The organism is Mycobacterium sp. Aquia_216, assembly GCF_026723865.1.
Classification (GTDB): Bacteria; Actinomycetota; Actinomycetes; order Mycobacteriales; family Mycobacteriaceae; genus Mycobacterium.
The window spans coordinates 642,427-664,837 of the sequence record NZ_CP113529.1 but is presented as its reverse complement, the minus strand read 5'-3'; the positions used below and the strand labels follow the sequence as shown (position 1 = coordinate 664,837).

General features: G+C 66.1%; 18 protein-coding genes. 11 read left to right on the top strand and 7 right to left on the bottom strand.

Going from position 1 to position 22,411, the window contains the following annotated elements; translation table 11 throughout:
• The first annotated feature begins 12 nt into the window (after window positions 1–12).
• The 5 genes from OK015_RS03120 (at window position 13) to ag85C (ending at window position 3,966) form a co-directional block, all read left to right on the top strand.
• Window positions 13–510: a metallophosphoesterase family protein gene (locus OK015_RS03120; RefSeq protein ID WP_268129174.1), complete on the top strand. Its 498-nt coding sequence runs from the start codon at window positions 13–15 to the stop codon at window positions 508–510.
• A gap of 58 nt (window positions 511–568) precedes the next feature.
• Complete coding sequence (locus tag OK015_RS03115; protein WP_268129173.1) at window positions 569–1,030, top strand: MarR family winged helix-turn-helix transcriptional regulator; 462 nt, start codon at window positions 569–571, stop codon at window positions 1,028–1,030.
• Window positions 1,027–1,857: an ATP-binding cassette domain-containing protein gene (locus OK015_RS03110; protein WP_268129171.1), complete on the top strand. Its 831-nt coding sequence runs from the start codon at window positions 1,027–1,029 to the stop codon at window positions 1,855–1,857. Before OK015_RS03115 ends, OK015_RS03110 begins: the two co-directional genes overlap by 4 nt.
• 13 nt (window positions 1,858–1,870) lie before the next feature.
• Window positions 1,871–2,674 carry an ABC transporter permease gene (locus OK015_RS03105; protein ID WP_442791259.1) on the top strand — a complete coding sequence of 268 codons (804 nt, stop codon included), beginning with the start codon at window positions 1,871–1,873 and terminating at the stop codon, window positions 2,672–2,674.
• A 296-nt stretch (window positions 2,675–2,970) separates the two neighbouring features.
• Window positions 2,971–3,966 (top strand): diacylglycerol acyltransferase/mycolyltransferase Ag85C, encoded by a 996-nt coding sequence (gene ag85C, locus OK015_RS03100; RefSeq protein WP_268129168.1) that lies wholly within the window; start codon window positions 2,971–2,973, stop codon window positions 3,964–3,966.
• Window positions 3,967–4,036: 70 nt separating this feature from the next.
• Here ag85C and OK015_RS03095 read toward each other — a convergent pair whose 3' ends face one another.
• The 4 genes from OK015_RS03095 to OK015_RS03080 all read right to left on the bottom strand — a co-directional run bounded on the left by OK015_RS03095 (window position 4,037) and on the right by OK015_RS03080 (window position 9,124).
• On the bottom strand, window positions 4,037–4,726 hold the full coding sequence (locus OK015_RS03095; RefSeq protein WP_442791193.1) for a YoaK family protein: 690 nt from the start codon (window positions 4,724–4,726) through the stop codon (window positions 4,037–4,039).
• A gap of 34 nt (window positions 4,727–4,760) precedes the next feature.
• Window positions 4,761–6,110 (bottom strand): maltokinase N-terminal cap-like domain-containing protein, encoded by a 1,350-nt coding sequence (locus tag OK015_RS03090; protein WP_268129166.1) that lies wholly within the window; start codon window positions 6,108–6,110, stop codon window positions 4,761–4,763.
• Between the two features lie 49 nt (window positions 6,111–6,159).
• Window positions 6,160–7,944 (bottom strand): maltose alpha-D-glucosyltransferase, encoded by a 1,785-nt coding sequence (treS, locus tag OK015_RS03085; protein ID WP_268129164.1) that lies wholly within the window; start codon window positions 7,942–7,944, stop codon window positions 6,160–6,162.
• A 109-nt stretch (window positions 7,945–8,053) separates the two neighbouring features.
• Window positions 8,054–9,124 carry a S1C family serine protease gene (locus OK015_RS03080; protein WP_268129163.1) on the bottom strand — a complete coding sequence of 357 codons (1,071 nt, stop codon included), beginning with the start codon at window positions 9,122–9,124 and terminating at the stop codon, window positions 8,054–8,056.
• Window positions 9,125–9,271: 147 nt separating this feature from the next.
• Here OK015_RS03080 and OK015_RS03075 point away from each other — a divergent pair, with 147 nt between their 5' ends.
• From OK015_RS03075 to OK015_RS03065, 3 genes are all read left to right on the top strand, one after another.
• On the top strand, window positions 9,272–9,709 hold the full coding sequence (locus OK015_RS03075) for a TIGR03668 family PPOX class F420-dependent oxidoreductase (protein WP_268129162.1): 438 nt from the start codon (window positions 9,272–9,274) through the stop codon (window positions 9,707–9,709).
• A gap of 130 nt (window positions 9,710–9,839) precedes the next feature.
• Window positions 9,840–12,008: an elongation factor G-like protein EF-G2 gene (locus tag OK015_RS03070; protein WP_268129161.1), complete on the top strand. Its 2,169-nt coding sequence runs from the start codon at window positions 9,840–9,842 to the stop codon at window positions 12,006–12,008.
• A gap of 43 nt (window positions 12,009–12,051) precedes the next feature.
• On the top strand, window positions 12,052–12,525 hold the full coding sequence (locus OK015_RS03065; RefSeq protein WP_268129159.1) for a DUF2231 domain-containing protein: 474 nt from the start codon (window positions 12,052–12,054) through the stop codon (window positions 12,523–12,525).
• 19 nt (window positions 12,526–12,544) lie between these two features.
• Here the strand turns inward: OK015_RS03065 and OK015_RS03060 are convergent, their stop codons facing one another.
• On the bottom strand, window positions 12,545–14,128 hold the full coding sequence (locus OK015_RS03060; protein WP_268129158.1) for a FadD7 family fatty acid--CoA ligase: 1,584 nt from the start codon (window positions 14,126–14,128) through the stop codon (window positions 12,545–12,547).
• 234 nt (window positions 14,129–14,362) lie between these two features.
• Between OK015_RS03060 and oxc the strand changes: the two genes are divergently transcribed.
• Window positions 14,363–16,117 carry an oxalyl-CoA decarboxylase gene (oxc, locus tag OK015_RS03055; protein ID WP_268129156.1) on the top strand — a complete coding sequence of 585 codons (1,755 nt, stop codon included), beginning with the start codon at window positions 14,363–14,365 and terminating at the stop codon, window positions 16,115–16,117.
• Here the strand turns inward: oxc and OK015_RS03050 are convergent.
• Window positions 16,101–17,033, bottom strand: coding sequence for a LysR family transcriptional regulator (locus tag OK015_RS03050; protein WP_268129154.1), 933 nt, complete (start codon window positions 17,031–17,033; stop codon window positions 16,101–16,103). The genes oxc and OK015_RS03050 overlap by 17 nt on opposite strands.
• A gap of 50 nt (window positions 17,034–17,083) precedes the next feature.
• Window positions 17,084–17,734: a cysteine hydrolase family protein gene (locus tag OK015_RS03045; RefSeq protein ID WP_268129152.1), complete on the bottom strand. Its 651-nt coding sequence runs from the start codon at window positions 17,732–17,734 to the stop codon at window positions 17,084–17,086.
• A gap of 167 nt (window positions 17,735–17,901) precedes the next feature.
• Between OK015_RS03045 and OK015_RS03040 the strand changes: the two genes are divergently transcribed.
• Together OK015_RS03040 and car are read left to right on the top strand one after the other, a co-directional pair.
• On the top strand, window positions 17,902–18,657 hold the full coding sequence (locus tag OK015_RS03040) for a L,D-transpeptidase (RefSeq protein WP_268129150.1): 756 nt from the start codon (window positions 17,902–17,904) through the stop codon (window positions 18,655–18,657).
• Window positions 18,658–18,821: 164 nt separating this feature from the next.
• Complete coding sequence (car, locus tag OK015_RS03035) at window positions 18,822–22,406, top strand: carboxylic acid reductase (RefSeq protein WP_268129148.1); 3,585 nt, start codon at window positions 18,822–18,824, stop codon at window positions 22,404–22,406.
• Window positions 22,407–22,411 lie beyond the last annotated feature (5 nt).

Sequence of the window (22,411 nt, the reverse complement as noted above, 5' to 3'; positions counted from 1 at the left end):
CACAATGGGTTGGTGAGGCTGCTGTTGATTGCCGATACCCATGTCCCGGTGCGCGCCCGCGATCTGCCCGCGCGGGTGTGGGAGGAAGTCGAGCGGGCCGACGTCGTCATCCATGCCGGCGACTGGATCGCGCTCGAGTTGCTCGACGAGCTGGAGTCCAGGGCCGCGCGGCTGATCGGATGCTGGGGCAACAACGACGGCCCGGAGTTGCGGGCGCGACTGCCGGAGCGTGCGGACGTGACGTTGGCGGGCGTGCGCTTCACGGTCGTGCACGAAACCGGCGCCTCATCCGGCCGCGAAGCCCGGATGTCGCGGCTGTATCCGGACAGCGAGGTGCTGGTTTTCGGACACAGCCACATTCCGTGGGATAGCACCACCAAGACCGGGCTGCGCCTGCTCAACCCGGGCTCGCCCACCGACCGCCGCCGTCAGCCGTTCCGCAGCTACATGACGACCAGCGTCGATGACGGCACCGTGACGGACGTCATGCTGCACCACCTGGACAAGTAGCCCAGATATAAGCCCTACATAGCTGGCACACATATATAGCTCGTAAACAGAGCTGTATATGCAAGCGCTGGGATCACGCACCGACCTGGTCACCGACGTGTTCGGCGTCGTCGGCCGATTCCGCCGCCAGCTACGCAGGTCTGCCGGCCGGGGACTCGACTCCGCGCGGTTCACCGAGTCACAGTCAGAGCTGCTCTGGCTGGTCGGCCGGCGGCCGGGAATCTCGGTCCGTGCCGCGGCAGGCGACCTTGGGCTGGTGCCCAACACCGCCTCGACGCTGGTCTCCAAGCTGGTGGCCAACGGCTCACTGATCCGAACCGTCGACGATACGGACCGACGCGCCTGCCAGCTTCGGCTCGCCGAGACCACCCAGCAGATCATCGACGCATCGCGAGCGGCCCGGCGCGCGCTGCTGTCCGAGGTGTTGGGCGAACTCGATCACGACCAAATCAATTCTCTGACAAAGGGGTTGGAGGTTCTCGACACGGTGGCCCGCAGATTACAGGAGAGACGACCATGACGAAATTACTACCGATGGCAATCGACTGCCGGCACCTGACCTTCCACTACGGCCGGTTTACCGCCGTCGACGACTTGACGTTGCAGGTGCGGCCCGGCGAAACGATGGGCCTGCTCGGACCCAACGGCGCGGGAAAGACGACGCTGGTGCGGATGCTCACCACGCTGACCCCGGTGCAGCGCGGTGAACTGCGCATCTTCGGGCTGGACTCCCGCCGCCAGACCATCGACATTCGTAGCAATATCGGCTATGTGCCGCAACAACTTTCGATCGAGCCCGCACTGACCGGCCGGCAGAACGTGGAATGGTTCGTCCGGCTGTACGGCGTGCCGCGCGCCGAGCGTGCCGACCGTGTCGAGCAGGCGCTGGTTGCCATGGCGCTGCTCGACGTGGCCGACCGGCTGGCGGGGACCTATTCGGGCGGCATGGTGCGTCGCCTGGAAGTGGCGCAGGCGCTGGTCAATCGCCCCTCACTGCTGGTGCTCGACGAGCCGACGGTCGGTCTGGACCCGATCGCCCGCGACGGCGTGTGGACTCAGGTCCAGCGCATGCAGGCCCAGTTCGGCATGACCGTGCTGCTGACCACGCACTACATGGAGGAAGCCGACGCCTTGTGCGATCGCGTCGCGCTGATGCATCGCGGCGTCCTACGCGCCGTCGGCACTCCCACCGAGTTGAAGTCCAAGGTCTGCCCCGGCGCCACGCTCGAGGACGTATTCCGCCACTACGCCTCTTCGGACCTGCGCGGCGACCCGTCGCCCGAATCATCGACATCCGATTTCCGCGAGATCCGGTCCAGTAGAAAGGTTGCCAGCCGTGCGAGTTGATCACGCCAGCGAAATGCCGGCAGCCACCCTGGTGCGCGCACCGCGCGGTTGGCAACGGGTCAGCGCAACGTTCGGCCGCATGGGGGCGTTCGCGATCGTCGAATTGCAGAAGCTGCGGCATGACCGCACCGAACTTGTCACCCGAATGGTGCAACCGGCGTTGTGGCTGCTGATCTTCGGAACGACATTCAGCAAGTTGCACGTGATCAACACCGGATCGGTGTCCTATCTGGCTTTCCTGGCACCGGGCATCATCGCCCAGTCGGCGCTGTTCATCTCGATTTTCTATGGCATACAGATCATTTGGGATCGAGACGCCGGCGTGCTGGCCAAGCTGATGGTGACGCCGGCGCCGGCGTCGGCACTGATCACCGGCAAGGCGTTCGCGGCCGGGGTGCGCTCGGTCGCCCAGGTCGTCGGCGTGCTGGCGCTCGCTTATCTGATGCGGGTCGGCCTGACCGTCAACCCGCTGCGAATCCTGGCGGCGATGAGCGTCGTCATGCTCGGCGCCGCGTTCTTCGCTTGCCTGTCGATGACATTGGCCGGGCTGGTTCGCAGCCGAGATCGTCTGATGGGCATCGGGCAGGCCATCACGATGCCGTTGTTCTTCGCGTCCAACGCGCTGTACCCGGTCGACGTCATGCCCTCGTGGCTGCGTGTGCTGAGCACCGTCAACCCGCTGAGCTACGAGGTCGACGCCCTGCGGGCGCTGTTGATCGGCACCCCGCTGCACCCGCTGGGCATAGTCGTGTTGATCATGGCGGCCGTGCTCGGAATTGCCACGGCCTCAACGCTTTTGCGTCGCCTAGTGGCGTGACGCCGTTCGCCATCGACTGCCGACCGCGACATCGACGTAAGCGTGACGACACGCCGCGCGTGGGCGCGCTGGTGTCGATCTCGCGGTGACCTGCCGGTGGCGCGACGTCGCGTGCGGTTCCGCAAGCCAACCGTGACCTGAACGAGACGATTCCTGGCCGACTCTCAATCGTTAGCCAACCGCGATCTGCCACCCCGGCCGCGACAAACGAATTAGACCCTCCCACTGTGTTTCACTCCCGGAGAACAGATTCCACCGCGCAACGCGGCAGATGAAAGTTGGGATGGGTAAGAGCTATGACATTCGTTGAGAAGTTGCGTGGCGCTGCGACAACCATGCCGCGCCGGCTGGCTATCGCGGTTGTAGGCGCTGCCCTGTTGTCCGGTCTGGTCGCTGTTGTTGGCGGCTCGGCGACTGCGGGGGCGTTCTCGAAGCCGGGTCTTCCAGTGGAGACCCTGCAGATTCCATCACCGTCGATGGGTCGCAACATCAAGGTTCAATTCCAGGGCGGCGGACCGCACGCCGTGTACCTGCTCGATGGCCTGCGCGCGCAGGACGACTACAACGGCTGGGACATCAATACCCCGGCGTTCGAGGAGTTCTACCAGTCCGGCCTGTCGGTGGTCATGCCCGTCGGCGGCCAGTCCAGCTTCTACAGCAACTGGTACCAGCCGTCGTCAAGCAACGGCCAGACCTACACCTACAAATGGGAGACCTTCCTGACTCAGGAGATGCCTCTCTGGTTGCAGGCCAACAAGCAGGTAGATCCGCTCGGCAACGCCGCGGTGGGCCTGTCGATGTCGGGCGGCTCCTCGCTGATCCTGGCCGCCTACTACCCGCAGCAGTTCCCGTACGCCGCGTCGCTGTCGGGCTTCCTCAACCCGTCCGATGGCTGGTGGCCGACGCTGATCGGCTTGGCGATGAGCGACTCGGGCGGTTACAGCGCCAACAGCATGTGGGGTCCGTCCAGCGACCCGGCGTGGAAGCGCAACGACCCGATGCTGCAGATTCCGCGGCTGGTCGCCAACAACACCCGCGTCTGGGTGTACTGCGGTAACGGCACACCGAGCGACCTCGGCGGCGACAACATGCCGGCGAAGTTCCTCGAGGGCCTCACGTTGCGCACCAACGAGCAGTTCCAGAACACCTATCTGGCCTCGGGCGGACGCAACGGGGTGTTCAACTTCCCCGCCAATGGGACGCACTCGTGGCCGTACTGGAACCAGCAGCTGATGGCCATGAAGCCCGACATCCTGCAGGTGCTGAACACAGGCAGCGCTCCCGCCGCCTGACCCACCCAAAACCACCATCGGCAGTGGCGCCCGGTCGGCGCCGCTGCCGATGCTGGTTGGTTGCCCCGGACTAATCTAGGGCGGCGCGCCGGTCCATGTGGAAGTAGGTGATGCCGGTTGTCATCGCGCACACGCCGGAGGCCACCACCAGCATCCAGGTGCCATTGACCACCAGGCTGATGCAGCCACCGACCGCGGCGCCCAGCATGAAACTCGCGAGCAGCAGGAAGTACCCGAGCCAGTCCGCCGCAGTTCCGCCGGCGAGGTGCCGTTCGATGCCCTGGCCCATCTTGACCAGGGTGCCGGTCACATAGCTCAACGGCACCGACACCTCGCCGTTCTTGACGAACGACGTGTTCAACGCGCCGACGCCGAAAACGACCAGCATGATCGGCGCGAAATCGAGCATGTTCTCCTGCCACCCCTCGTCGACCACGTCGAGCGCGGTGGCGGCGATCAGGCTGAAGGTGGTCAGCACGGTCGGTCCGTGCGGGTGCGCCGACCAGAACCGGCGACGGCACGCCGACGCGACCACCACGCCGGTGACGAAGCACAGCATCAGCACCCCCGCCGATATCGACAGCAGCACGTCATGCCGGAAGTACCCCAGCACCGCGCGCTGGGCATTCCCGGTCATGAAGGTGACAAAGTAGCCCTCGGAGTGGGTAAATGCGGTCGCCCCCAGGACACCGGCCAACCCGGCCAGCACCCACGACAATCGAGCCTCGCTGTCGAAAACCTCACTTGCCACACGGGACATGCTTTCAAATCCCCGTCGCCGACGCAGCGGCCTGCTAGACGGCGGTGAGCCGGGCGATGGACCGCAGCGGGATCGGCAACCACCCCGGCCGGTGCCGCGCCTCGTAGCCGGCCTCGTACACGGCCTTGTCGAGTTCGTAGGCGGCCAGCAGCTGCGCGGAGTCCCGGGGATCGGCATCCGACGCGGCCGCGTATCCGTCGCAGAACGCGCTGCGATTGCGCTCGACCCATTCCCGGGCGCGGGCAGCCAGCTGCTTGTCGCCCCCGTGGTCGACCAGCGGCCCGTAGGCGGCGTACTCGAACGACCGCAACACGCCGGCCACGTCGCGCAGCGGTGAATCCGGGGCCCGTCGTTCGTCCAGCGGCTGGCCCGGCTCCCCCTCGAAGTCGATCAGCACCCAGCTCTCCGGGGTGCGCAGCACCTGGCCCAGATGCAGATCGCCGTGTACCCGCTGAACGGTGATCGTCTCGCCGACCAGCTTGCCGAAGCGCTGTTCGATCGAGGCCACGTGCTCCTCGAGTTCGGGGACCAGCGCCGCGGTCGAGGCCAGCCGCGCCAGCACGTTGTCCACCGGGAAGGTGGCTTGCGCCGTTCCGAGGGATTCGGCCAGCGTGGCGTGCACCGACGCGACGGCCTCCCCGAGCCGGTAGGACTCACCGGCGAAGTCGCCGCCGACCTCGTAGGCGTACAGGTCGCCCTCGGCGAACAGGTCGCGAACGCTGGCCGTGGCCATCGCCCAGCCTTCGGCGGCGTTGGACTCGAACTCGGTGACCATGCCCAACGGGCACGCCGTGTCCTCGGCGCCGTCGGCACCGGCGATCTCGTAGGTGCCCAGCAGCCGGGCCACATTGGGGTTGCCGGCCCTGCCCAGCACCCGGTTCAACTCGATGTCCGGGTTGATACCGCTACTGACCCGCCGGAAGACCTTGAAGATGGCGGATCGATCGAAGATCACGCTGGTGTTGGACTGCTCGGCATCGGCGACCCGCGGCATCGCGTCCAGCGGAAGCGTGACACCCGGCTCCTTGCGGAACACCACCTGGGTGCCGGAGGAGTCGCGGGCGGCAGCCGTGTCGATCAGCGACAACAGAAACTTGGGCGCCTCGGTTTCGTACAGCGCGTCGTAGCCGGTCTGGTCATCGGCCGAGCCGATGGTGGCAACCGTGTTGAACTCGGTGAACGGCTCGACGTCCCAGCCCACCAACACCTGATAGCGCTCCGGGGGCCCGCTGGTGTAGGTGGCGTCGACGAGCACCAGGTCGAGGCCGTCACGCAGCGGGACGACGACCGCGGGTTCGGCGCTGGACAGCTCACGGTTGCGGCCGGCATACCAACGTTGCTGTGGCAGCCATTCGCTCCAAGGCAGCTTGGCTGACTGGGTCATGGGCGCCACTCCTCCTCGTCGGTTCGCACTGCATCGTCGTGGGCGCGGGTCATGACTTCTCCTCCGATGCGCACAGCTGGAACCAGTAGAACCCATGTCCCGGCAGTGTCAGCAAATAGGGCAGGTGACCGATACGGGGGAACTCCACCTGCCCGGTGAGCTCGATCGGCGTGTGACCGCTCCAATGTTGCAGGTTCAACTCCAGAGGCTGGGGAAACCGCGACAGGTTGTTCACGCACAGCACAATGTCGCCGTCGTCCGGTGCCTGGCGCAGGAACGCCAGCACCGACGGGTTCGACCCGCCGAGTTCCTCGAAGCTGCCGATGGCGAAGGCGTCGTGCCGACGGCGCACTGCCAGCATCGTGCGGGTGAAGTTGAGCAGCGACGTCGAGGTGTCGCGCTGAGCTTCCACATTGACCGCCTGATAGCCGTAGACCGAATCCTGACTGGGCGGCAAATACAGCCGGCCGGGGTTGGCGTTGGAGAAGCCGGCGTTGCGGTCCGGGGTCCACTGCATCGGGGTGCGCACCCCGTCGCGGTCACCCAGCCAGATGACATCGCCCATCCCGATCTCGTCGCCGTAGTACAGCACCGGCGAACCGGGCAGCGACAGCAGCAGCGCGGTGAACAGCTCGATCTGGTTGCGGTCGTTGTCCAGCAGTGGTGCCAGCCGGCGCCGGATCCCGACGTTGGCCTTCATCCGCGGGTCCTTGGCGTACTCGGAGTACATGTAGTCGCGTTCTTCGTCGGTGACCATTTCCAGCGTCAGCTCGTCATGGTTACGCAGGAAGATCCCCCACTGCGCCATGTCCGGGATCTCGGGTGTCTGGGCGAGGATCTCCGAGATCGGGAACCGCGATTCGCGCCGGACCGCCATGAAGATCCGCGGCATCAGCGGAAAGTGGAACGCCATATGGCATTCGTCGCCGCCGGTGCTGGCGTCGCCGAAGTACTCGACGACGTCGGCAGGCCACTGATTGGCTTCTGCCAGCAACACCCGACCGGGGAACTCGTCGTCGACGACCTTGCGGACCCGCCGCAGGAACGCGTGCGTCTCGGGCAGGTTCTCGCAGTTGGTGCCCTCGCGCTCGAACAGGTAGGGCACCGCGTCCAGCCGGAACCCGTCGATCCCGAGATCGAGCCAGAAGCGCAGCACGTCGATCATCGCTTCCTGCACGGCCGGGTTGTCGTAGTTCAGGTCCGGCTGATGCGAGAAGAACCGGTGCCAGTAGAACTGTTTGCGCACCGGGTCGAACGTCCAGTTCGATTCCTCGGTGTCGATGAAGATGATGCGGGCATCGGTGTACTTCTCGCTGGTGTCGCTCCACACGTAGAAGTCGCCGTACGGCCCGTCGGGGTCGTGCCGCGACTCCTGAAACCACGGGTGCGACTCGGATGTGTGGTTCATCACCAAATCGGTGATCACCCGGATGCCCCGCTGGTGAGCGGCGTCGATCAGCGCGACGAAATCCTCGACTGTGCCGAACTCGGGCAGCACCTTGTAGAAGTCGCGGATGTCGTAACCGCCGTCCCGCAGCGGCGAGTCGTAGAAGGGCGGCAGCCAGATGCAGTCGATGCCGAGCCACTGCAGGTAGTCCAGGCGCTGCAGCAGCCCGCGCAGGTCACCGGACCCGTCCGCGTTGCCGTCCAGGAACGCCCGGACCAGCACCTCGTAGAAGACCGCGTGTTTGAACCACGTCGGATCGGCCGGCAGTGAGGCGGCGATCTCAAAGTCCTCCGCGTTGGGGTGCTCGACTACACCCCCTTCGACGTGACTACCTTCCGCGGGATCGTGCTCGGAACCCTTTTGCGAGGCGTCGGTTGCGTCGTTCATCAATTCCACGATGCCACGTGTACCCGAGGCGGGCCTGTCGGAATCACCCAGCTAATTTGCCGTGACTGCAACCGAATTGGCCGCCGGCCAGCACGTACGCGGGTCGGGATCAGGCCGGCGGCCCGTCTCCCAATGTCACGGGCGCGCTGCGGTCGCCGCCTTGAGCAGAGCGCCAGTGCAGCGTGATGACGTCCCCGGGATGGTGCGGGACGAGCACATCCGTCATCGCCGTGGGGCCGTTGATCGGGACGTTGTCGACGGCGGTGATGATGTCGCCGGGCGCGATTCCACTGCCCGCGGCGGGACCGCCGTCGACCAGGCGCTGAACTCCCGCGCCATTGCCACCGTTCTCGGCAACGCCCAGGCCGAGGAAGGCCGTGGGGCCGATGTGCACGGTGTTGGAACCGGCGCCGGACCGGATCTGACCCGCCACGCCCATCGCGCGACCGATCGGAATGGCGAAACCCTGACCGCCCGACATCTTGTAGCTGTCGGTGGCGGCCGTGTCCACCCCGACCACCTGCCCGGCGTTGTTGACCAGCGGCCCACCCGAGTCGCCGGGCTTGATCGCGGTGTCGGCCTGGATCAACCCGCCCAGGCTTTCGTTGGCACCGGTGAGGGTGTCGGTGGCCGAGACGCTCTGGTTGAGGGCGACGACTCGGCCCGGCACCACGCTGGGCGCCCCGCCCTGGCCATGGGTGTTGCCGAGCGCCACGACCGGCTCCCCGATCGCGACGCCGCCACCGATAACGGCGGCAGGCAGGCCGCCCGCGCCCCGCAGCTGCAGCACCGCGATGTCGGCGCTGCGGGAGTACCCGATCACGTCGACGGCGTAGGTCTGACCATTGCCGACGTCGAACGCGCTGATGTCGGTGGCCGCCGAGATCACGTGGTTGTTGGTCAGCACCACGCCGGCGGGATCGATCACGATGCCGGTTCCGGCCCCTATCGCGTTGTTGTAGCCGAACCGGGTGCTGATGTCGACGACCTGCGGTCCGACTTGCGCCGCGATCGCGGCGGGGTCCAGCGGGAAGATGGGCGCGTCGCGGAACCGGTCCTGTGCCAGGGTTGACGGCGATGCAGCTGCCGGGACCGTCGTCAGGCCCAGGCCCAGTCCGACCACAGCCAGCACGCTGACCAACCATGACCACCAGACTGAGCGGGGGTGCCCTTTGCTCATCCCGTACCTCCCTGCATCGGGGTGCGAACCAGAAGCGGCCCAGCCTCTACGTCTGGACCGCACAAATTTGTGTACCTCACCGTAATGCAGGTAGCTAGTTCAGGCCGCACGGACGCTGACCAGCTATTGCACCCCTAAGCTGGCACGGTGGGCGAATTCGACCCCAAGGTCAGGTTCACGCGGTCACCGGTGGCGCGACTGGCAACCAGCTCGGCCGACGGAAGACCGCACCTGGTGCCGGTGGTTTTCGCGGTCTGCGAGACCTCTACGGCGGACTCCCCCGACCACCACGACATGGTGTACACCGCCATCGACGCGAAACCGAAAAGCACGCAGCGGCTGCGTCGGCTGGCGAACATCGCCGACAACGCACGGGTCAGCCTGCTCGTCGACCACTACGCCGACGATTGGACACAGTTGTGGTGGGTCCGGGTCGACGGTGACGCGTCCATTCATTCCGACGGCGCGGCGATGCACACCGGCTACCGACTTTTGCGCGCGAAATACCCTCAGTACCAATCGGTTTCGCTGAACGGCCCGGTCATCGCAATAGCCGTGCGCCGCTGGTCGAGCTGGCACGCCTGACCACGCACGCCGCGGGCCGCAATTGGCAGACCCGTGGCCTTGTGTTGGGCGACCGTTGGGAGAAAGGTTGCCTCATACGTTCTGTGAGCTAGGACACACCGTGCCCGACCGAGCGAAGTGGAGGAAGGTCATGGCGGACAAGGCGAACGCTTCGGCGGGCACAGGAGCCGCTCCCACCGCGAACCGTCCTGGCGATGTGCGCAACATCGTCCTGGTGGGGCCCTCGGGTGGCGGCAAGACGACCCTGGTTGAGGCTCTGCTCGTCGCGGGCGGCGTGCTGACCAGGGCGGGCTCGGTGACCGACGGCAGCACCATCTGCGACTACGACGACGCGGAAATCCGCCAGCAACGGTCGGTCGGCGTTGCGGTCGCCTCCCTCGTGCACGGTGGCATCAAGATCAACCTGGTCGACACGCCCGGATACGCCGACTTCGTCGGTGAGCTGCGCGCCGGATTGCGCGCCGCGGATTGTGCGCTGTTCGTGATCGCCGCCAACGAGGGTGTCGACGAGCCGACCAAGTCACTCTGGGCAGAGTGCAACCAGGTCGGCATGCCCCGCGCCGTGGTGATCACCAAACTCGACCACGCCCGCGCAAGCTACCTCGACGCCCTGCAAGCTGCCCAAGACGCGTTCGGCGACAAGGTTTTACCGCTCTATCTGCCGACCTCTCCAACCAACTGCGCCGGTCTGATCGGTCTGCTGTCGAGGCAGCGCTACCGGTATTCCGGTGGCACGCGCAGCATCGAGCCGCCGGATCCCTCGGATGCCGACCGGATCGAAGACGCGCGCGGCACGCTGATCGAGGGAATCATCGAGGAATCCGAGGACGAGTCCTTGATGGACCGTTATCTCGGCGGTGAAATGATCGACGAGGCCGTGCTGATCGAAGACCTGGAGCACGCCGTCGCCCGGGGATCGTTCTTCCCGGTCATCCCGGTCTGCAGCGGCACCGGGGTCGGCACCCGCGAATTACTCGAGGTCGCCACCCGCGGTTTCCCGTCGCCGATGGAACATCGGATACCGGAGGTGTTTACGCCACATGGCGCTGCGCATGCCGGGCTGGCTTGCGATGCCGAAGCGCCGCTGTTGGCCGAGGTGGTGAAGACGACGTCGGACCCCTACGTCGGCAGGGTAAGCCTGGTCCGGGTGTTCTCCGGGACCATCAGGCCCGACACGACGGTGCATGTGTCGGGCCATTTTTCGTCCTTCTTCGGCGGTCCCGACGGGACCAACGGCAATAGCAATACCCACCCCGACCACGACGAAGACGAACGCATCGGGGTGCTGTCCTTCCCACTCGGCAAGCAGCAACGGCCCGCACCCGAGGTGGTGGCCGGCGACATCTGCGCGATAGGCAAACTCAGCCGTGCCGAAACCGGCGACACCCTCTCCGACAAGTCCGAGCCGCTGGTGTTGAAACCGTGGGCCATGCCGGAACCGCTGCTGCCGATTGCCATTGCGGCGCATACCAAGACCGACGAGGACAAACTGTCGGTCGGGTTGGGCCGGTTGGCCGCCGAGGACCCGACCCTGCGGATCGAGCAGAATCAGCAAACGCACCAGATCGTGTTGTGGTGCATGGGCGAGGCCCATGCCGGCGTCGTCCTCGAGGCCCTGGCCAACCGGTACGGCGTCACGGTAGACACGGTGCAATTGCGTATCCCGTTGCGGGAAACCTTCAGCGGCAAGGCAAAAGGCCACGGTCGCCACGTCAAGCAGTCGGGTGGGCATGGCCAGTACGCGGTCTGCGACATCGAGGTGGAGCCGTTGCCGGAGGGCTCCGGATTCGAGTTCGTCGACAAGGTCGTCGGCGGAGCGGTACCGCGGCAATTCATCCCGAGCGTGGAGAAGGGTGTCCGCACACAGATGGAGAAGGGTGTGCACGCCGGTTATCCGGTGGTCGACATCCGGGTCACCCTGCTAGACGGGAAGGCCCACAGCGTGGACTCGTCGGACTTCGCGTTCCAGATGGCGGGTTCCCTGGCATTGCGCGAGGCCGCCGCGGCGACGAAAGTGGCCCTGCTCGAGCCGCTCGACGAGATTTCGGTGCTGGTGCCCGACGATTTCGTGGGCGCGGTGATGGGTGACTTGTCGGGTCGGCGCGGCCGCGTGCTCGGCACCGATACCGCGGGCCAGGAACGCACGGTGGTGCGGGCCGAGGTGCCTCAGGTCGAGCTGACCCGGTATGCGATCGATTTGCGTTCGCTGGCGCACGGGGCCGCGTCCTTCACCCGTTCGTTTGTCCGCTACGAACCGATGCCGGAGTCGGCCGCGACGCGGCTGAAGGCTACTGTCTGAAAGCACCTGACAATAAGCCAGATTGGGAGCCCCGGACTCGAGTATGTCGACAATTAATGGACTGCCTGCCCATATCCTGCTCAATCATTTCGTGGTCGTCCTGGGTCCGCTGACCGCGATTCTGGCGATCCTGTGTGTGGTGTGGCCCGCGGCGCGGCGCCGGCTGATCTGGCTGGTTCTGCTACTGGCGGTGGGCACGCTCGTGCTGACCCCGTTGACGACCAGCTCGGGCGTCTGGTTGTCGGCTCGCGTCGGTGCGCCGACGCCGGCGCTCACCACCCACGAGCAACTCGGCTCAACCCTGATCTACATCGTGGCGGCGCTGGCGGCGACGGTCACGGTATTGGCCGTCCTGCACGTTCGTGAGGCGCGCGGTGTGGACCTGAAGCTCACACTGCACGCCGTGGCCGGGGTACTGGTGGTCATCGCGGCCGTGGCCACGCTGGTGCAGACCTATCGCGTCGGCGATTCGGGCGCCCGGGCCGCCTGGGGAAACGTGACCTCGTCAACCCAGTGAGGTTGCCGCACAGCCCTTCTCACGCGGCTGGGCCGAACTGCTGGGCGACGGCGCGGCGGTCCAGCGAGCCCTTGGCGGTGTGCGGCAGCTCGCGGGTCGCCAGGAAGGTGGCGGGCACCTCGTAGGGCGCCAGCCGCTCGCGGCAGAATTCCGTGAGCTCCTCGGGGCTCGGCGGAGTCGCGCCTCGGCCGACGATCACCGCGGCCACCGTCTCGCCGTACATCTTGTCCGGCAGACCGAACACAGCCACCTCCAGCACGTCGGGGTGGCTGGCCAGCACGCCCTCGATTCGCTCCGGAGAAATCTTCTCACCGCCACGGTTGATGAGTTCCTTGATTCGCCCGCGGATGCTCAGATCGCCCTCGGTCGACAGCGACCCCAGATCACCGGTGCGCAGCCAGCCGTCGGTGAAGTTGGCGGCGGTGATCGCCGGATCGCCGAGGTAGCCGCGCACCACGGTCGGGCCGTGCAGCCAGACCTCGCCGACGGCTTCGGCAGGAAGGGACTGCCCGTCGGACCCGACGATGCGGATCTGCGGACTGGTCGAGCGCCCGACGAGACCTGTTATCTCGGCGGGGTTTTCGTTTTGGTCGACTCCGGTGGTGGTGACCTGATGGGTGGCCTCGGTCATCCCGAATGCACACACCACGGTTGCGCCGAACGTATCCTGCAGCGCCTGGGCCGTTTCGGTGGTGAGCGGAGCACTGCAGCTTCGGATGAAGCGCAACGCGGCGCGCCCGTTGTCCGGCTGCTCAGGCTTGTTGCGCTCCAACAGGATCTGGTGAATCGTCGGAACCGCGGTGTACCAGGTGGCCCCGACCGCGTTGATGTCGTCCCAGAAGGTGTGCGCGGAGAATTTCCCGCGGGCCGGCAACAGCACGGTCCCGCCGGATGCCAGCGTGGACAGCAAAGCGGCGACCAGGCCGTGGCCGTGGTAAAGCGGCATCACCGCGACCGTCGCGTCCGTCGGGCCCAGCCGGTAGGCGGCGATGATGGCCCGCACCGAGCTCTCGAGGTTTCCGTCAGTCCACGGGACCATTTTCGGCATGCCCGTGGTCCCGCCGGTGAACATGATCATCGCGTCCTCGCGCTGCAGCCCCTCGGGCGTCGACACGTCTGGATCCGGAGCCGTCGCCGCGTCCAGCTGGACTGCCGGAGCGCTCCCGTCACGGTTGACGGTCACCGCGATCGGCCACCACCGCAACCCCGATTCCGACTTGTCGCCGGGCTCCTCGCCGTCGGTGAGCACCACCCGCGCGCCCGCCGCCTCGCTTCGGACCCGCTGGTCGCGGAGGGGCAAGGCCGGGTCCAGGGGAACCGCAATCAGCCCCGCACGCGACGCCGCCAGCAAGCCAACGACGAATTCGGCATTGCTGCCGGAGCGCAGCGCGATCCGGTCCCCCGGCCGCAGGCCGCCGCCCTTCAGTCGGCCGGCCAGGTCGTCAACCAGCCGGATCAGATCCCCGTAGTTCACCGATAGCCGATCCGCGGTGACGACGAGCGCCGGCGAGTCCGGCTGTCGAGCGGCCGCCACCGCGACCAGATCGGCGATGCGCGGGGATTCGTCGGTCGATTCCGCCGCCGGGGTGATCAAGTCAGACATCGCCGTGCTCCTTCCGCTTTCTCGAATGTGTAGCAGCACCTGATTGCACGATGCAGAGAAACCCCCGTCTGCGTCCAATACTCTTCTGCTCAGGATCGATAATCGGCGACTATTGACGCTAGACCACCGGTCGATAAGCGCCGTGAATCGCTGCATAGTGGCTTGGTCTTGGACACCGGCCGGGCACCCGGACCACAGTATGGGCAACGGCACAGACACACGAGGAGTCGGGACATGACCGCACCTTCCGCAACATCTGCCGAGTCGGCGGCGGGGTCGGAGAACGCTCCGCTGACCGACGGCTTCCACCTCGTCGTCGATGCGCTGGCGGCCAACGACATCGACACCATCTACGGGATCGTCGGCATCCCGATCACCGACCTCGCCCGGGTCGCGCAGGCGTCCGGCATGCGGTACATCGGTTTCCGGCAGGAGACTTCCGCCGGCAATGCCGCCGCTGCCGCAGGGTTTCTCACCCGCCGACCCGGCGTGTGCCTGACGACATCCGGACCCGGATTTCTCAACGGGCTGCCCGCACTGGCCAACGCCACCACGAACTGCTTCCCGATGATCCAGATCTCCGGATCCAGCAATCGAGCGCTGGTCGATTTACAGCGCGGCGATTACCAGGACCTGGATCAGCTCAACGCCGCGCGGCCGTTCGTGAAGGCGGCCTACCGCGTCGACCGGGTCGAGGACATCGGACGCGCCGTCGCACGCGCGATCCGCACCGCTGCTTCCGGCCGGCCGGGCGGCGTTTACCTCGACATCCCGGGAGTGGTGCTGGGCCAGGCCATGGATGCCGCGGCCGGAGCCGAGAGCGTCTGGCGGGTCGTCGATCCCGCCCCCCGCCAGCTGCCGGCACCAGAGGCGGTCGATCGTGCGCTGGACGTGCTCACCCGGGCACGCCGGCCACTGATCGTTCTCGGCAAGGGCGCCGCGTATGCCCAGGCCGACGCCGTGATTCGGGATTTCGTCGAATCCACCGGAATTCCGTTCCTGCCGATGTCGATGGCCAAGGGATTGCTGCCGGACTCGCATCGGCAGTCCGCAGCTGCCGCCCGGTCACTGGCCATCGCCCGGGCCGATGTGGTGCTGCTGGTCGGCGCTCGGCTGAATTGGCTACTCGGCCACGGCGAATCACCGCAATGGTCCGCGGACGCCAAGTTCGTGCAGGTCGATATCGCGGCGTCGGAGTTCGACAGCAACCAGCCGATCGCCGCGCCGCTGGCCGGCGACATAGGGTCGGTGATCTCCGCGCTACGTGATGGCCTGGCCGTTCGTCCTATCACCGTGCCCACGGACTGGACAGACGAGCTGGCCGATCGCAGAGCGCGCAACGACGCCAAGATGAGCAAGCGCCTCGCCGAAAATCCGTACCCAATGCGCTTTTACAACGCACTGGGCGCCATTCAGTCAGTGCTGCAAGCGAATCCAGATGTCTACGTGGTCAACGAAGGAGCTAATGCGCTGGACCTGGCCCGCAACGTCATCGACATGGAACTGCCGCGGCACCGCCTCGACACCGGAACCTGGGGCGTGATGGGGATCGGCATGGGCTTCGCGATCGCCGCCGCCGTCGAGATGGGCCGACCGGTCGTCGCCATTGAGGGCGACAGCGCATTCGGGTTCAGCGGCATGGAGATCGAGACCATCTGCCGTTACCGACTGCCGGTGACGGTCGTCATCCTCAACAACGGCGGCGTCTACCGCGGCGACGAGAAGCCCACCGGCGGCAGCCCGGCCCCCACCGTACTCAACGCCGGGGCACGGCATGATCTGCTCGCAGAAGCTTTCGGCGGCAAGGGATATCACGTCGACACCCCCGCAGAACTGGAGTCGGCGCTGACCGAGGCACTCGCGGCGAACGGGCCGTCGATCATCGACTGCGCACTCGACCCGGCGGCCGGGGTGGAGAGCGGACATCTGGCCAGTCTGAATCCGACCAGCGCGGCCACCCGGGAGTCCGCGGTCAGCGCCGGTGCGTGACTCCCAGCAGTTGGGCATTGAAGAATTCGTCGAGTGAAAGCGCTTGCGCGGACGCGACGAGCGCGCGAGCAACCGGCGATCCGGGGCCGGCGGCGTTGGTGGCCAGTGCGATCTCGGCTTTCACGACCGGATCCACCATTTCGACGGCACGGATCTCTGCGCCCAGCTGCGACGTCCACAGCCAGGTGTGCGGAACGATGCATGCCCAGTTGCCTGCGGCGACCTGCGCGAGTAGCGAAGCTACAGAGTCGGTCTCGACCTGAGGGGTGACCGCGATGCCGTGGCGCTCGAAGGCTTCGTCGATGATTTGGCGGTCTCGCATGTCAGCGGTGAGCAATGCCAGCGGCAACTGCGCGGCATCCGGCCACCGCAACGTCGATGCGCCGGACGGCAACATGTCGGCCGCCGACAGCAGCACGTAACGCTCCGCATACAGCGGTACCAGGTCCACATCGTGGGCCTCATCGGGTGACGCGTGCACGATCGCGGCATCTAACTCGAATTCGCGCAAGCGCCGGTACAGTTCCGTGGCCGCTAACCGGGAGTGGATTTGCACCTTGGCCAACGGATGTGCCGAACAGAAGGCCGACAGCACCAGCGATGCCGTTGTCGATGCCGTCGGCACGGTGCCCAGCCGAAGTGTTCCGGTGATCCCCGACCGCACGGCGTGCACCTCGGCCTTGAACGCATCATGCTCGGCCAGAATCCGCTTGGCCCACACGACTAGTCGCTCGCCTTCGGGGGTGAGGCCCTCGAAGCTGTGTCCGCGGTTGATCAGCGTGACGTTGAGCTCGCGTTCCAGCTTGGCGATCGCCGCGGACAACGCCGGCTGCGACACGTAACACTTTTCGGCGGCCCGGGCGAAGTGGCGCTCCTGGGCTACCGCGACGAAGTACTCCAGTTGACGGAAGAGCACCCGCACCTCCTCGCTGTCCGGGCACTGGTTCCGCTGAGGTTAACGCCTCGCTAGCCCGCCAGCCAATGCAGCGTCTCCGACACGTCGTTGACCGCAACACCGATGGCTCGGCATTCGTCGACTCCGCGTTCGTAGACACCCGACATCGCATCGGACACGAGCACAATGCGGAAGTCGCGCTCAGAGGCCTCGTAGATCGACGCCCTGGGACAGTTCGGGAAGTTGCAACCCGCGAAGACCACTGTATCGCTGCCGCTTTCACGCAACCGTCGCTCGAGGGTGGTGCCGTAGAAGGCACCCCATCTCGGCTTGTACATCACGTGCTCGGCGGTCCCCACTTGCTGCCAGTCGCCACTCAACAGCAATTCATGGTCCAGCTCAACGGCTTTGGGCAACAGCTCCGCGGCGATCTGCGAACCGCAGCTGCCCGGCAACGCAATTCGCGCTCCCCGTTCGACGGATTGCCGCCGAACCAGATCGACGTTCGACCCATCCGCCCGGTAAAGCCGCACCGCATGGACGATCGGCAACCCGCGCTCCCGGAAGGCTCTCGCCAGCTTGGCAATTGCCGGTATTAGCGCGCCGGTGCCCGAAACCGGCATCGGGGCGTCTCCAAGATCGAGGAAGTCGCGCTGCATATCGATCAACACCAACGCCGCCGAGCCCGCGTGTGGACGAATGTAGTGATCCGCTGGCGCCATGCCCGCCCCCTCGCCGCAGGTCGCCCGTGCCGGGATCGAACCCAACCGGTGATCGGATCGTTATCGTGGAGACGGGCGGGAGTGTCATTGTTTGCTAAAAGCCGTAATAGTCAGACAGCCAGTAGAATATCGTCGTGCTGATCGCACCATGTCGGAGGGTGGACGCCATGCGTCGTGGGGTTCGTTATCTATTTGTTATGGTCGCGATCACGGGCCTGGGCGTGGTGGGATCCGGCTCCCGCGCCCTCGCCTCGGTCCCGCTACCCGAACCAGTCCCCGCAGTTGCCTCGATTTTGCCGGCCGATGGCGCGGTGGTAGGGGTTGCGCACCCGGTCATCGTGAGATTCAGCGCGCCGGTGTTAGACCGTGCCGCGGTCGAACGGTCCATCCACGTCGCCTCGCCGAGCAACATCGCCGGACACTTCGAGTGGCCCGAGAACAATGTCGTCCAATGGGTTCCGAACCAGTACTGGCCTGCGCACAGCCACGTTTCGGTGGGCGTGCAAGAGCTGACGACGGGCTTCGACACCGGCGACGCGTTCCTCGGTGTAGCCAGCATCTCCGGCCACACCTTCACGGTCACCAGGGACGGGGAACTACTGCGCACGATGCCCGCCTCGATGGGCAAGCCCAGCCGGCCGACGCCGGTCGGCAACTTCACCGCCCTCGAGAAGCAGCGCAGCGTGGTCATGGACTCGCGGACGATCGGTATCCCGCTGAGCTCCCCCGAGGGATACAAGATCACCGCTCAGTACGCGGTCCGCGTCACCTGGAGCGGCGTGTACGTGCACTCGGCGCCGTGGTCGGTCGACTCCCAGGGCCACTCCAACGTCAGCCACGGCTGCATCAACCTGAGCCCGGACAACGCCGCCTGGTACTTCAACAACGTCAACGTCGGCGACCCTATCCAGGTCGTCGCGTAGCAGCGGCCCCGGGTAAACCGGCACCAGCAAATCTCTGACGCGGCCGTGACGCCGCGCGGGCACGCACCCCGGCACGCGTGTGGGGACGGTCACACTCGACCGGTGGAAGACTCGTAGCGGGCCGGTGGTTTGCGCTAGAGGGCGGTGCGAACGAGAGGGCGGACATGACTACCGATGCGAAACGCGGGAACGGCACCGTTACCGGTCCGCAGGGCACGGCGCGAGAACAAGTCGCCGAGCGCATCCTCCGGTTGGAGACGACCGACGAGCAGTACCGAAACGCCACGCCGGATCTCGCGTTGCAGGCGGCGGCGCGCCAGCCGGGCCTTCGCCTGCCGCAGATCCTGGAGTTGTTCGCCGAGGGCTACGCGGACCGCCCTGCCCTGGGATGGCGGGCGCGCGAGTTGACGACCGATCCGGCGACCGGGCGCACCACCCCCCGGCTGCTGCACCGATTCGACACCATCAGCTACCGCGATCTGTGGGCCAACGTGCGAGCGGTCGCCTCGGCGTGGCGCCACGACGGGGCCACCTCGGTGACGCCGGGTGACGTTGTCGCCACCCTCGGTTTCGCCAGCCCGGAGTATCTGACGCTCGATCTGGTGACCGGCTACCTCGGTCTGGTGGCGGTGCCTCTGCAACACAACGCCACGGCGTCGCGGTTACAGCCGATCGTCGCCGAAATCGAACCGCAAATACTGGCCACCGGGGCGGGGTATCTCGACCTTGCCGTCGACGCGGTGCTCGGTAGTTCGTCGTTGCGGCGCCTGGTCGTCTTCGACTACCAGCCGCAGATCGACGACCAGCGGGAGAACCTGCAGCGCGCACAGGACAAGCTGGCAGACGCCGGCATGCCGGTGACCATCGAGACCTTCGATGAATTGGTCGAGCGCGGCCGCGCGTTGCCACCCGAGCCGATGTACACCGGCGAGACCGATGAGCGGCTGGCGATGATCATGTACACGTCGGGAAGCACCGGGCTGCCCAAAGGCGCCATGTACACCGAACGCATGGTGTTGAAGCTGTGGACCAACGAGCTCTATCCAGACTTCGCGGACATACCGGTGTTCAATGTCAACTTCATGCCGCTCAACCACGTGGGCGGCCGGATACCGCTGTCGTCGGCGTTCCAAGCGGGAGGCACCAGCTACTTCGTACCGGAGAGCGACCTGTCCACGTTGTTCGACGACTGGAATCTGGTGCGCCCCACCGAGATGGGCATGGTGCCTCGGGTGGTCGAGATGTTGTACCAGCGCTACCAAAGCGCGGTGGAACGGCTGATCGGTGCGGGCGCCGCACCCGAGGCCGCCGATGCGCAGGCGAAAGCCGAACTGCGCGAACAGGTTCTGGGCGGACGAGTGATCACCAGCTTCTCCACCACCGCACCGCTGGCCGCTGAGATGAAGGACTTCATCGAGTCCTGTTTGGACGTGCATGTGCTCGACGGCTACGGCCTGACCGAGGTGGGGATGGTGTTCAAGGACGGTGTGGTCACCCGGCCGCCGGTACTCGACTACAAACTGATCGACGTTCCCGAATTGGGTTACTTCCACACCGATAAGCCCCATCCGCGCGGCGAGCTGCTGATCAAATCGCTGACCGCATTCGGCGGATACTTCAAACGGCCCGACGTGACGGCGAATGCGTTCGACCCCGACGGCTACTACCGCACCGGCGACGTGATGGCCGAGGTTGGCCCGGACCGTCTTGTCTATGTCGACCGGCGCAACAATGTACTGAAGCTGGCGCAAGGTGAATTCGTCGCGGTGGCGCGCCTGGAAGCTGTTTTCAGCGGCGCCGCCCTGGTTCGGCAGATCTTCGTTTACGGCAACAGCGAACGGCCTTACCTGTTGGGCGTCGTGGTCCCGACTGCCGACGCCCAGGAACGGTTCGCCGGCGACCCCGACGGCCTCAAGACCGCATTGAGCGAATCCCTGCGCCGCACCGCCAAACTCGCCGAGCTGCAGTCCTATGAAGTACCCGCGGACTTTCTGGTCGAGACCGAGCCGTTCAGTGAAGACAACGGCCTGCTGTCGGGGGTCGGAAAGCTGCTGCGACCCAAGCTCAAGGAGCGCTACGGCGAGCGGCTCGAGGAGCTCTACGCCGAACTCGCGGCCACCCGGACGGCCGAACTGCGCGCCCTGCGCGAGGGTGCGGCCGACCGGCCGGTGATAGAAACCCTGACGCGCGCCGCCGAGGCGTTACTGGGCTTGGCCGGCGGCCCGCCGGGACCGGATGCCCAGTTCCTGGAGCTGGGCGGCGACTCGCTGTCCGCGCTGACCTTCTCCAACCTGCTGCAGGACATCTTCGACGTGGAAGTTCCGGTCGGCCAGATCATCAGCCCGGCATCCGACCTATGCCAGCTCGCGGAATACGTTGAATCCGAGCGTGAATCCGGCTCCAAGCGGCCCACGTTCTCGACCGTGCACGGGCGCGGCGTCACCGAAGTCCGCGCGTCCGAGCTCACCCTGGACAAGTTCATCGACGCCGAGACCCTGGCCGCAGCTGCGAAGCTGCCGCGCTCGACCGGCGCACCCCACACGGTGCTACTCACCGGCGCCAACGGCTACCTCGGCCGCTTCCTGACCCTGGAATGGCTCGAGCGGCTGGCCGAACGCGGCGGGAAACTGATCACCATCATCCGGGGCACGGACACCGCAGCTGCCACCAGGCGACTGGAAGCGGTCTACGACAGCGGGGATCCGCAGTTGTCGGAGCGGTTCCAGACCTTGGCCGCCGACCACCTCGAGGTCATCGTCGGCGACATCGGTGAGCCGAATCTTGGTCTGGATCAAGCGACTTGGGAACGTCTCGCGCAGACCGTGGACATGATCGTCCACCCGGCCGCGCTGGTCAACCATGTCCTGCCCTACGACCAGTTGTTCGGCCCCAACGTGGTGGGCACCGCCGAATTGATCCGCCTGGCGATCACTGCTCGAATCACACCGATCACCTACCTCTCGACCGTATCGGTGGCCATGTCGGTCGATCCCGCCAAATTCCTCGAGGACGGCGATATCCGCACCGTCAGCCCGGTGCGGCCCCTCGACGACAGCTACGCCAACGGATACGGCAACAGCAAGTGGGGCGGTGAGGTTCTGCTCCGCGAGGCACATGACCTGTGCGGCCTGCCGGTCGCGGTCTTCCGGTCCGACCTGATCCTTGCGCACAGCCAGTACGCGGGACAGCTGAATGTGCCGGATATGTTCACCCGGTTGATATTCAGTCTGCTGGTGACCGGCATCGCACCATTCTCCTTCTACCAGACCGACACCCAGGGGCACCGGGCCGTCGCACACTTCGACGGCCTGCCCGCCGACTTCGTGGCGGAAGCGGTCACCACGCTCGGTGAGCAGACAGCAACGGCCACTGAGGATTCCGATAGTTATCGGTCCTTCGACGTGATGAACCCGCACGACGACGGCATCTCGCTGGATGTATTCGTGGACTGGTTGACCGCCGCCGGTCACGACATCCGGCGCATCGACGACTACGACGAATGGCTGCAACGATTCGAGACCGCTATTCGGGCGCTGCCCGACAAGCAGCGCCAGCTTTCCGTGCTGCCGCTGCTGGACGCCTACCGCAAGCCCGAGCAGCCGCTGCGCGGCGCGCCGGCGCCGACGGATGTGTTCCGGACAGCAGTACGGGCAGCCAAAATTGGTGCGGACAAGGATATTCCGCACTTGTCGGCACAGCTGATCGAGAAGTACGTCGCCGATCTGCGGCTGCTCGGTCTGGTCGGCTAGCCCGA